7 protein-coding genes, 1 tRNA gene, 1 rRNA gene and 1 pseudogene are annotated in these 11,304 nt (G+C 59.3%); 3 read left to right on the plus strand and 7 right to left on the minus strand.

What is annotated here, in order from left to right:
• Positions 1–58: 58 nt before the first annotated feature.
• Positions 59–1,984, minus strand: a complete 1,926-nt coding sequence (dibA, locus tag CKW29_RS22050; RefSeq protein WP_095144490.1) for a phosphodiesterase DibA — start codon at positions 1,982–1,984, stop codon at positions 59–61.
• A 147-nt stretch (positions 1,985–2,131) separates the two neighbouring features.
• Between dibA and desA the strand changes: the two genes are divergently transcribed.
• Positions 2,132–3,310, plus strand: a complete 1,179-nt coding sequence (gene desA, locus CKW29_RS22055) for a delta-9 fatty acid desaturase DesA (RefSeq protein ID WP_095144489.1) — start codon at positions 2,132–2,134, stop codon at positions 3,308–3,310.
• A 145-nt stretch (positions 3,311–3,455) separates the two neighbouring features.
• A complete protein-coding gene (locus CKW29_RS22060) occupies positions 3,456–4,445 on the plus strand; it encodes a sensor domain-containing diguanylate cyclase (RefSeq protein WP_095149116.1) in 990 nt (329 codons plus the stop codon).
• Positions 4,446–4,467: 22 nt separating this feature from the next.
• On the opposite strand, the gene CKW29_RS22065 is transcribed toward CKW29_RS22060, so the two are convergent.
• The 3 genes from CKW29_RS22065 to gabD all read right to left on the minus strand — a co-directional run bounded on the left by CKW29_RS22065 (position 4,468) and on the right by gabD (position 8,731).
• On the minus strand, positions 4,468–5,688 hold the full coding sequence (locus tag CKW29_RS22065) for a response regulator (protein WP_095149117.1): 1,221 nt from the start codon (positions 5,686–5,688) through the stop codon (positions 4,468–4,470).
• A gap of 138 nt (positions 5,689–5,826) precedes the next feature.
• The gene (gene gabT, locus CKW29_RS22070; protein WP_095149118.1) at positions 5,827–7,104 is read right to left on the minus strand and encodes a 4-aminobutyrate--2-oxoglutarate transaminase; all 1,278 of its coding nucleotides are present in this window, start codon (positions 7,102–7,104) and stop codon (positions 5,827–5,829) included.
• A gap of 184 nt (positions 7,105–7,288) precedes the next feature.
• Positions 7,289–8,731 (minus strand): NADP-dependent succinate-semialdehyde dehydrogenase, encoded by a 1,443-nt coding sequence (gabD, locus tag CKW29_RS22075; RefSeq protein ID WP_095149119.1) that lies wholly within the window; start codon positions 8,729–8,731, stop codon positions 7,289–7,291.
• A 348-nt stretch (positions 8,732–9,079) separates the two neighbouring features.
• Here gabD and CKW29_RS22080 point away from each other — a divergent pair.
• A tRNA-Arg gene (locus tag CKW29_RS22080) sits at positions 9,080–9,156 on the plus strand.
• A 207-nt stretch (positions 9,157–9,363) separates the two neighbouring features.
• Here CKW29_RS22080 and CKW29_RS22085 read toward each other — a convergent pair.
• The 3 genes and pseudogenes from CKW29_RS22085 to rrf form a co-directional block, all read right to left on the minus strand.
• Positions 9,364–9,600, minus strand: a pseudogene (locus tag CKW29_RS22085) (integrase core domain-containing protein); the annotation flags it as partial.
• Between the two features lie 18 nt (positions 9,601–9,618).
• A protein-coding gene (locus tag CKW29_RS22090) for an IS3 family transposase (protein WP_095149120.1) occupies positions 9,619–10,769 on the minus strand; the annotation gives its coding sequence in 2 pieces (ribosomal slippage) (positions 9,619–10,535 and positions 10,535–10,769; 1,152 coding nt in all).
• A 432-nt stretch (positions 10,770–11,201) separates the two neighbouring features.
• A 5S ribosomal RNA gene (rrf, locus tag CKW29_RS22095) occupies positions 11,202–11,304 on the minus strand; the annotation flags it as partial.

The following is an 11,304-nucleotide window of genomic DNA, read 5'->3' on the forward strand; positions in this document are numbered from 1 at the left end:
TTAAGAATGTTTATATAACTGAAAGAGCAACCCTCCCCGCACAGTCCCGCCAGAGCGTTCAGTGCAGGGGAATCACCGGCGTTCGTGCCCAATCCAGCTCATGCGCCGGCAGCGGGCGGCCAAACCAGTAGCCCTGACCCAGGTCACACCCGTGCTCAAGCAGAAACGCCGCCTGCTCGACTTGCTCGATGCCTTCGGCATGCACTTGCATGCCCATGCTTTGCGCAAGGGCGATGATCACCCGCACGATCGCCACGTCATCGTCATCCCAGGGCAAGCCGGCGACAAATCCCTGATCGATCTTGAGTTTCTGCACCGGCAGGCGCTTGAGGCGCAGCAGCGACGAATAACCCGTACCAAAGTCATCAATGGCCAGGCGCACCCCCAGTTCGCGCAAGCGGTGCATTTGCTCCAGCGCCACCTCCGGATCGTCCATCACCGCGCTTTCCGTCACCTCCAGCTCCAGGCAGGCCGGGTCCAGTCCCGTGTCATGCAGCACCTGGGCAACCCGCTCATACAGTTCGCGCCGGGCAAACAGCCGCGTGGAAACGTTCACCGCGATAAACGATAACCGCGCCCCGGCCTTCTGCCAGTCACACATTTGCCGGCACGCCTGCTGCATCACCCAGGCGTCGATCTCGGCAATCAACCCGGTGCGCTCGGCAATCGGAATGAACTCCGCCGGCGACACCAGCCCGCGCTGCGGGTGCTGCCAGCGAACCAGGGCTTCAACGCCAACCAGACGGCGGGTCTTGAGGTCGTGCACCGGCTGGTAATGGACCCGCAACTCTTGCTGCTCCAGCGCACGGCGCAGTTCAAAGGCAATCTCGACCCGGTGCTGGGCGTGGGCCGTCAGCTCTTCGGTGTACAACGCGTAGCCGTCGCGCCCGGCCCCCTTGGCCTTGAACAACGCCGAATCGGCGTTGCGCAGCAACTGCTCGGCGCTCAGCGCATCGCTGGGGAACAGGCTGATGCCGACACTGGCATTGATGAACAATTGATGGGCGTCGATCTGAAACGGCTCTTTCAGGCTATCAATGATCCGCTGCGCCAATGCGGCCGCCTGAACCAACTGTGGGCAGCTCTCGGCCAACACCGCAAACTCGTCACCACCGAAACGCGCCAGGGTGATGCCCGGGCCGAACAGGTCACGCAGACGAGCCGCCACGGCCTTGAGCAACTGATCGCCAACGTTGTGCCCGAGGCAGTCGTTGATCAGCTTGAAGTAATCCAGGTCGATCATCAGCAAGGCGCACCCGCGTTTATGTGTCTGCGCGCTCGCCAGCGCCTGCTCGACGCGATCGCTGAACAACAGACGATTGGGCAAGTCGGTCAGCGGATCGTGATGGGCCAGATGGGCCAATTCATGCTCGGAGTCCTTGATCGAGCTGATGTCGGAAAACACCGCCACGTAGTGACTGAGCCGGCCGCGATCATCATGAATCACCCGGATGGTCTGCCATTGCGGATAGATCTCGCCGCTTTTGCGCCGGTTCCAGATTTCACCGCTCCACTCGCGGTCGTGGCTCAAGGTCTGAAACATGTTCTGGTAGAAATCGGGAGGGTGGTGACCGGACTTGAACAGGCTGGGCGTATGACCCAGCACTTCTTCGGCCCGGTACCCGGTGATTTCCATGAAGGCTCGATTGACGTGGACAATCACGCCCTGGTGATTGGTCACCAGCACCCCTTCGTGGGTGCAGTCGAATACCGCCTGGGCCTGGCGCAATCGAGCGCGATTTTCATTGTGCTGGCGCAAGGTCGCGCCGATCCCCAGACATCCCAACAACCGCGCCCGTGCCACGAAGATCAACCCGGCACTGAGCACCACCCACAGATAACCGTTGATCAGTTGCCAGCGCGGGAGATCAGCAGACCCATCGAATAATTTGCTCAATAAATAACCAGTGACTTCCAGCCAGACAACGGAAAGCACCAGATAGAGCAGCGCTGCACGCAAGGCATTGCGATGAGAAGCAGACATTCAGTCGTCCATGTCCCTACAAAAAAGGCGGGGATTATAGATTAAAGAAACATCCAGCCACTCTTATCTGAAAGGGCGACTGGTTTTATCTGTGTCCTGAGTGATAATGCGCCTGCTGTTTTTTCTTTATCGAGGGCCCTATAGCCTATGTGGTACGAAGGTTTACTCGGCTTGTCAGCCTGGCAACTGGTGGCGGTCACCCTGTTAATGACCCACATCACCATCGTGGGTGTCACCGTCTATCTGCATCGTTACTCAGCCCATCGCTCCCTTGAGCTCAATGCCGGCCTGAAACACTTCTTCCGCTTCTGGCTGTGGCTGACCACGGCGCAGAACACCCGTGAGTGGACCGCTATCCACCGCAAGCACCACGCCAAATGCGAAACCGTCGATGACCCGCACAGTCCCGTGATCAAAGGACTGTCCACCGTCCTGCGCAAAGGCGCCGAGTTGTATCGCGCCGAAGCGGAAAACGCCGAGACGCTACGTATCTATGGCAAGAACTGCCCTGAAGACTGGATCGAGCGCAATCTCTACAGCCGTTTCCCGCTATTGGGTGTGGCAATCATGGGTGTCATCGACCTGCTGCTGTTCGGCACCATCGGCATTACCATCTGGGCGATCCAGATGATGTGGATCCCGGTCTGGGCCGCTGGCGTCATCAATGGCCTGGGCCATGCCGTGGGCTATCGCAATTTCGAATGCCGTGACGCAGCGACCAACCTGGTGCCCTGGGGCATCCTGATCGGCGGTGAAGAGCTGCACAACAACCACCACACCTACCCTAACTCGGCAAAACTGTCGGTGAAGAAGTGGGAGTTCGACCTCGGCTGGGCCTGGATCCAGGTCTTCAGTTTCCTGCGCCTGGCCAAGGTTCAGCGGGTTGCGCCCATCGCCCACCGTGTCGAGGGCAAAGGCAACCTGGACATGGACACCGCCATGGCCATCCTCAACAACCGTTTCCAGATCATGGCCCAGTACCGCAAGCTGGTGATCGGCCCGCTGGTCAAGCAAGAGCTGGAAAAGGTCGACCATTCGGTACGCCACCAATTCCATCGCGCCAAGCGCCTGCTCTCGCGGGAAACCAGCCTGCTGGATGACAAACACCACCTGCGCATCCAGACCATGCTCGAGCACAGCCAGGCACTGAAGGTGATTTACGAAAAGCGCCTGGCGCTGCAGCAGATCTGGGTCAAGACCAGTTCCAATGGCCACGACATGCTGGCGGCGATCAAGGACTGGGTCCACGAAGCCGAAGCCAGTGGTATTCAATCGCTGCGCGACTTCGCTCACCAACTGAAGACCTACTCGCTGCGCCCTGCCTGACACCATTGATCGGTGCGCCCCGTTCGCGGGCGCACCCTCTGGAACTAAGCGCCAAATCCCCTCTCTCAAAGATCACTTCGTCATTCAGGCGGGCTTGGCTGCGGCCGCTGTCGAACGGCGGGCACGCCCTTTGAGAATTGTGTCGATGGTCAACGAAAACCCACAAGACCTCCCCCACCCACCGTGGCCCGAGACCGGGCAGAGCCTGACGGCCCTGATCGACGCTCAACGTGAAGTGGCGCGCCTGAGTGCGCGTGAGCAGTTGTTCAACGCGCTGCTGGTCAGCGTCAACGCCGTGCTGTGGGCCTTTGACTGGGAGACGCGCCAGGTGCTGTATGTCAGCCCGGCCTATGAACGACTCTTCGGTCGCTCTGCCGGCTTGCTGCTGGCGGACGTACAGCAATGGCGCGACAGCGTTTACCCGGACGATCTGGAGCATGCCGAGCGCAGCCTGGCCCAAGTGCTGGAAAAAGGTGCCGTGGAAGATCGCGAGTACCGGATCATCACCGCCGACGGCCAGGTGCGCTGGCTTCGCGACAAATGCTTCCTCAACCGCCTGGCCGAGCCTGGGCAGCCGGTGATGGTGGTGGGCATCGCCGAGGACATCACTGACAGGAAACGGCTTGAAACCGAGCTGCAGCACCTTGCCACCACCGATGCGCTGACCCGAAGCAGCAATCGCCGGCACTTCTTCGAATGCGCCAGCCGCGAGTTCCAGCAGGCACGCCAGCAGGGTTCATCCCTGGCGTTCCTGTTGCTGGATATTGATAACTTCAAGCGCATCAACGACAGCTACGGCCATCAACTGGGCGATCTCGTCCTGCAGCAACTCGCCGAATGCGGACGCGCCGCCTTGCGCCGCGCGGACCTGTTCGGGCGCATTGGTGGTGAAGAGTTTGCCGCGGTGTTCCCCGGCTGCACGCCCCAGATGGCCAGGCACGTCGCCGAGCGTTTGCAGCGGGAAATCCAGCACTTGAGGTTCAACCATCAAGGGCAGACCTTCGGCATCACCGTCAGCCAGGGCCTGACGCTCCTGAGCGCCGACGACGAATGCCTCGACGCCCTCTACAGCCGCGCTGACGCCGCGATGTACGAAGCCAAGCGCCAGGGCAAGAACCGGATTATCTGTGGCTGACAGGCTCGCTCAGGGTTGGGTGTCAGGCTTGTTTTTTGCGCAAGCGCAGCAATTCCGGCAAGCCGATCTTGAGCAGGCGTGCCGTTCGACTGTTGGCCAGCGCCTCGACGCCCTCATGCTCAGTCAGGCGCGCCAGTTGTGCCGCCATGTTCATCACCAGTGCTTCCCGGGAGTAAACCCCGCCACCGAGCTGATAGACCGCTGCAATCAGCTCGCGCAGCTCCAGCGGTAGCCGCCAGCGCGTGCGCAGCGCCGAACCGTAAGCGGCGCCGAACGTTGCCAGCGCGTCGCCAACTTCCTCCAGGTCGTCCAGCTCGCCGCCGGCCAGCTTCCACTCCTGCAAGCAGCGCAACAGCGCCAGATCGCCCAGGCAATGAAGCATGCCGGCGCAGTAGCAGCGCTCCTGGTCAAGGTCGAGCAAACGCGCCAGGGTGCGGCCATATTCAGCCGTATGCAGTGACAACTCCCAGTAGCGTTCGGCGTAATCGGCCAGGCACGGGTCGCTCAACTTTGCGCTGCGCTTGAGGGCCAGGCCCAGAATCAGGTTCATGCTTTGCCCGGTACCCAGACGATGCAGGGCCTGGGACAAGGTCTGCACAGCATCACCCAGGTGCTGTGAGGCGCTATTGGCGGCGGCGATCAGGACGGCGGTGATCTGCGGGTCGGTCCGTACTTCCTCTTCCAGCACCTTCAGATCGAGGCCAGTAGGGTTCAGGCTGCGCTTGACCGCCCGTTGCACGTCGGTAAGCAGCGGCGCGCCGTCCGCCAGCTCCCGCCGACGCTCGAGGAAGACCGACAGGGTCATGCCCGGCGCCAATGCCGGGATGTCACAGGAAACCGTCTCCCCGGCGTTCAACAGCAAGTCCTGCAAACGCTGCGTCAGACCCTGCATGTTCAGAGGCTTGGTCAAGTAGGCCGTGGGGGCCAGCGGCAGCGCCTCGCGCACACTGGCGCTGTCGTTGCGGTGACTCATCAGAATGAACGGCAACACCGGGTTGCGTCGGCGTAGACGCACACTGCGCAGCAAACCCAGACCATCGACGCCGGGAAGCTCCCAATCGGCGATCACCAGGTCGTAGGGGTGCTGGTCCAGCCACTCCAGCGCCTGCCGGCCATCGGCGCACAGATCCAGGCGTGCATCGCAGCGCACGTTCAGCAACACCTGCTTGAGCAGATCCCGAGACCAGGGATCGGCCTCGGCGATCAGCACGCGCGGTACAGCCGGTAAATCAACAGCAATCATCAATACACTCCGAGGCAATGCCTCGCACCTTAGACAATGCTGGCCCTTCGATACAGGGCCAAACCGGCCGATGTGTTTCAGGAGACCAAAAAAAACCCGCCGAAGCGGGTTTTTTGTCGATCAGGTCACACTGGGTGATCAGAGTTCCGAGAAGCACTCTTCGATGATCGCCAGACCTTTGTCCAGTTGCTCGTCTGGAGAAGTCAGTGGCACCAGTACGCGCAACACGTTGCCGTAAGTACCGCACGACAGCAGGATCAGGCCCTTGTCACGCGCCTTGGCCACAACCTTAGCCACAGCAGCAGCGTTAGGCTTGTGGCTGTCGCCGTTTTCGAACAGCTCGACCGCGATCATCGCGCCCAGGGCACGCACGTCACCGATCACCGGGTACTTGGCCTGGATAGTCTTGAGGCCAGTCACCAGACGCTCGCCAACCGCCTTGCAGCGGTCCAGCAGGTGCTCTTCTTCGAACACTTCCATCACGGCCAGGGCCGCGGCGCAGGCAATCGGGCTACCGGCATAGGTGCCGCCCAGGCCACCTGGGGCAATGGCGTCCATGTATTCGGCCTTGCCGCACACACCGGCCAGCGGGAAGCCGCCGGCGATGGATTTGGCGAAGGTGGTCAGGTCGGCGGCAACGCCCATCTGTTCCATGGCGAAGAAAGTGCCGGTACGGCCAGCGCCGGTTTGCACTTCGTCTGCGATCAACAGGATGCCGTGCTGGTCGCACAGGGCGCGCAGGCGCTTCATGAACTCTTTCGGAGCGACGTAGAAACCACCTTCGCCCTGAACCGGCTCGATGATGATGGCGGCGATGTCACGCGGCTCGGCGTCGTTCTTGAAGATGCGCTCGATGCTGGCGATCGAATCGTCGATGCTCACGCCATGCAGTTCGTTCGGGTACAGCGCACGGAAGATGCCGCCTGGCATCAGGCCCATGCCGGCCGAGTAAGGCACGACTTTACCGGTCAGGCCCAGGGTCATCATGGTGCGACCGTGGTAGGCGCCAGTGAAGGCGATCACACCGGCACGGCCAGTGGCGGCGCGGGCGATCTTGATGGAGTTTTCCACGGCTTCGGAACCGGTGGTCACCAGCAAGGTTTTCTTGGCGAAATCGCCTGGCACCTTGGCGTTCACTTTCTCGCACAGTTCCACGTACGGCTCGTAAGCCAGAACCTGGAAGCAGGTGTGAGTCAGCTTGTTCAGCTGCTCGGTCACGGCAGCGATGATTTTCGGGTGCAGGTGACCGGTGTTCAGCACGGCGATACCGCCGGCGAAGTCGATGAACTCGCGACCTTCCACGTCGGTCACGGTGGCGTTCTTCGCGGAGTCGGCGAAGATCGGGTGAATCTGGCCAACACCGCGTGGTACAGCGGCTTCGCGGCGTTTCATCAAATCAGCGTTAGTCTTGCTCATTACAGTCCTCATTCGCCGCTCATCGGTCGGCGTGGCTCAAGGATTACGCGGCGGGGAGTCAACGGCGGCAGCATGCGATGATCGACTGCCACAGCGTTCCCGGCCACAGAGAAAATTCCGTGTGAAGCGCGCAAAGGGACAGCGCTCTCGTGCCCTTTGCGCTTGAAGCAATGCCTTGCCGGGCTTAGATGCCCAGGCAGAGGTATTTGATTTCCAGGTAATCTTCGATGCCGTACTTGGAGCCTTCACGGCCCAGGCCCGAGGCCTTGATGCCGCCGAACGGCGCGACTTCGTTGGAGATCAACCCGGTGTTGACGCCGACCATACCGTATTCCAGGGCTTCAGCCACGCGGAATACACGGCCCAGGTCACGGGCATAGAAGTACGAGGCCAGGCCGAACTCGGTGTCGTTGGACATCGCGATCACTTCGGCTTCGTCTTTGAAGCGGAACAGTGGCGCCAATGGACCGAAGGTTTCTTCCTTGGCCACGGCAGCGCTTTTCGGCACGTTGGTCAGGATGGTCGGCTCGAAGAAGTTGCCTTCCATCACCTTGCCACCGACCAGCAGGGTCGCGCCTTTGCTCAGGGCGTCAGCGATGTGCTCCTGGACCTTGGCCACGGCCTTGCCGTCGATCAGGGGACCGGTGGTGGTGCCGGCTTCCAGACCGTTGCCGATCTTGAGCTTGGCCACGGCCGCCTTGAGTTTTTCGGCGAACGCGTCGTAGACCGAGTCCTGGATGTACAGGCGGTTGGCGCAGACGCAGGTCTGGCCGTTGTTGCGGTACTTGGAAATGATCGCGCCTTCGACGGCCTTATCCAGGTCCGCGTCGTCGAACACGATGAACGGCGCGTTGCCGCCCAGTTCCAGGGACACTTTCTTGATGTCCTTGGCGCATTCGGCCATCAGCTGACGACCGATTTCGGTCGAGCCGGTGAAGGACAGTTTGCGCACGATCGGGTTGCTGGTCAGCTCGCTACCGATGTCGCCGGCACTGCCGGAAACCACGCTGAACACACCGGCCGGAATGCCGGCACGCTGGGCCAGCTCAGCCAGGGCGAACGCGGAGAACGGGGTTTGCGAAGCAGGCTTGAGCACCATGGTGCAACCGGCGGCCAGGGCCGGGCCGGCTTTACGGGTGATCATGGCGGCCGGGAAGTTCCACGGGGTGATTGCCGCGGTCACGCCGATTGGCTGCTTGATCACGATCAGGCGCTTGTCTGGCTGGTGGCCCGGGATCACATCACCGTAGATGCGCTTGGCTTCTTCGGCGAACCACTCGATGAAGGAAGCGGCGTAAACGATTTCGCCCTTGGCTTCGGCCAATGGCTTGCCTTGCTCAAGGGTCATCAGGCGAGCCAGGTCGTCCTGGTTCTCGATCATCAGTTCAAACCAGCGACGCAACTTGGTCGCACGCTCTTTGGCGGTCAGTGCACGCCAGGCCGGCAGCGCCTTGTCGGCGGCTTCAATGGCACGGCGGGTTTCAACGGCGCCCATTTTCGGCACAGTGCCCAGAATTTCGCCCGTTGCCGGGTTGGTGACATTGATCGTCTGACCATTGTCGGCATCAACCCAGGCGCCATCAATGAAGGCTTGCTGGCGGAACAACAGGGTGTCTTTAAGCTGCATGTCGGCTTTCCTTAACAGCACCGCGATGACGCGGAGCGAATTATGATTGTAGAAAGGCGCCTTTTAGGCTGCCGTCAGGGAAATCATTCACCGGGCTGAAGCACATAAATAACGCACTGAATGAAACTCGTGCGGTTCAGCACCCAGACAAGAGCGTTTGAAATCTCAAACGAATCCTAGGATCAAAGGGGGTAAAGGACAATAGGCTGTTCGAAAAAAAGAACGAAAACGCCGCATTTGCCCCATTTTTCTGATCAACGTAGCGAACACCCGCCGGGCGGGTGCAAAACATCAAGCGATTCAGCAGCATGGACGCCCGCAGTGCATATGAGTATGATGGCGCCCGCTGCACCAGTAGCTCAGCTGGATAGAGTACTGCCCTCCGAAGGCAGGGGTCGTGGGTTCGAATCCCGCCTGGTGCACCATCTTCTTTCCCTTGTATTACAAGGGGATAGCGCTCCTGACAGAAACCTGTCCTAGTCCTGAAAGTCGTTTTTGCCACAAATTTGCCACACTTGAACGTGGCGGGAATGGTCGAAATGGCAACAATCAGGAATCGCGGCGAGTATCAGTGGGAAGCGCAAATCCGCCGCAAGGGCTATCCAGCCCAAAGAAAAACCTTCGAAACCAAAGCCGATGCCCAAGCCTGGGCGCTCGTGATTGTATGTCCAGATCCAGTTTGTGCCGTAGTCCTGAACTTCAGCGATTGATTCAAACAGGTAATGACCCAGCCAGTCATAACGCACGGTGCGGTTGTAGCGCTCAACATAGGCATTCTGCTGCGGATTACCCGGTTGAATGTATTCCAGGCGGACACCCTGTTTTTCGGCCCACAGCGTCAACTTCGTGCTGATGTACTCAGGGCCGTTTGAATCGCCCCGGATTCTCTAGACACCTTGCAAGCTCATTGCGTAACGCTTTTCAAACTCTACCGGTGACAGCTGATTGTTGAAACCATGGCGGCGTTTTGCGTTGTAGAACATCTCGATGTAATCGAACACATCGCTACGAGCATCTTCCCGCGTGGTGTAGATTTTCCTCTTGATTCGTTCCCGCTTTAGAAGCTGGAAAAAGCTCTCAGCCACGGCATTGTCATGACAGTTGCCTCGGCGACTCATGCTGGCAACCAAATTGTTCGCCTTTAAAAAGCTGCGCCAATCGGAGCTGCTGTACTGGCTGCCCTGGTCGGAGTGAACCATCACCTCCTGTTTCGGTTTTCGCCTCCAAACCGCCATCAATAACGCATCAATGGCCAAATCACTGGTCATCTGCGACTTCATAGACCAGCCAACGACCTGACGAGAAAACAGATCCAGCACCACCGCCAAATACAGCCAGCCTTCATACGTACGAATGTAGGTGATGTCGGTGACCCAGACCTTGTTGGGCTCTACGACATCGAACTGGCGCTTCAGTAAATTGGGTGAGGCGACCGCTGGCTTACCGCCGTATTTGCCAGGGCGACGTCGATACCCTGTCTGAGAGCGCAGACCTTCAAGACGCATCAGCCTCGCCACACGATGCCGACCACAATCCTCACCGACCTCGCGCAGATCGTCATGGATTTTGCGATAGCCATAAACGCCGCCGCTGTCCAGCCACGAATGCTTGATCAAACCCAGCAGTCGTTGGTCGTCTTTGGCGCGTGCAGATTGCGGCTCAGACAACCAGGCGTAATACCCACTGGGGTGGACTTTCAGCGTCAGGCAAAGCCGTCGAATCGAATAGTCGCCCGCGCGCTGCTTGATAAAGGCGTACTTCAGCCGCACTCCTTGGCAAAGTACGCGGCGGCCTTTTTTAAGATGTCTCGCTCTTCAGTGACGCGCTTGAGTTCCGCTCGCAGACGACGCAGTTCAGCGTGCTGATCATCGTCCTGCTGCCGTTCTTCTTGAGGTTTGCTGTAGCGCTTTATCCAGGCATAGAGGCTATGCGTCGACACGCCAAGGCGGGCCGCCACATCAGCGACGGGTAGCTTCTTTTCGGTCACTTGATTGACCGCTTGGATTTTGAATTCTTCGGGATAACGTGGGTTGCTCATGGCACCTCCTGATTGGCCTCAGTTTAAGGCAAAGAGGTGTCTACGAAACCCGGGGCGATTCAAGACTTTGTGCATTTCATACGTAAAAAGCCACATCCATTAAGTTTTGACTTCATATGACTTAGCCCTCAGCGCTGAAAAAGCATTCGCTTCTACCAAATTCATTGGGCTGGCCAAAAGACGTACTGATGACGAGTCTTTGTCTAGTATCTGCGCCTCCTTTAAATTTGAGACGAAAGTACGCACCTTTTGTTCGCGCTGCCACGTTTCAACTCTAAAACCCTGCTAAGGCAACGACCGCCACACAGAAACACCCCCAGGCCAAGTGCCGGCCGAGCTGGCTCTGACGGGGGGAAGATCAGCGATAGAAAATTTTCGACAGGCAAAACAAAACCCCTACCTGCTTACGCAGATAGGGGTTTCGGAATTTAATCTTGACGATGACCTACTCTCACATGGGGAAACCCCACACTACCATCGGCGATGCATCGTTTCACTGCTGAGTTCGGGATGGGATCAGGTGGTTCCAATGCTC

It is taken from the genome of Pseudomonas sp. Irchel s3a18, from assembly GCF_900187535.1.
In the GTDB taxonomy this organism is placed as follows: Bacteria; Pseudomonadota; Gammaproteobacteria; order Pseudomonadales; family Pseudomonadaceae; genus Aquipseudomonas.

Bases quoted from the DNA above. Each gene is read 5' to 3' on its own strand.
- dibA (WP_095144490.1), bottom strand. From the start codon at position 1,984: ATGTCTGCTTCTCATCGCAATGCCTTGCGTGCAGCGCTGCTCTATCTG.
- desA (WP_095144489.1), top strand. From the start codon at position 2,132: ATGTGGTACGAAGGTTTACTCGGCTTGTCAGCCTGGCAACTGGTGGCG.
- CKW29_RS22060 (WP_095149116.1), top strand. From the start codon at position 3,456: ATGGTCAACGAAAACCCACAAGACCTCCCCCACCCACCGTGGCCCGAG.
- CKW29_RS22065 (WP_095149117.1), bottom strand. From the start codon at position 5,688: ATGATTGCTGTTGATTTACCGGCTGTACCGCGCGTGCTGATCGCCGAG.
- gabT (WP_095149118.1), bottom strand. From the start codon at position 7,104: ATGAGCAAGACTAACGCTGATTTGATGAAACGCCGCGAAGCCGCTGTA.
- gabD (WP_095149119.1), bottom strand. From the start codon at position 8,731: ATGCAGCTTAAAGACACCCTGTTGTTCCGCCAGCAAGCCTTCATTGAT.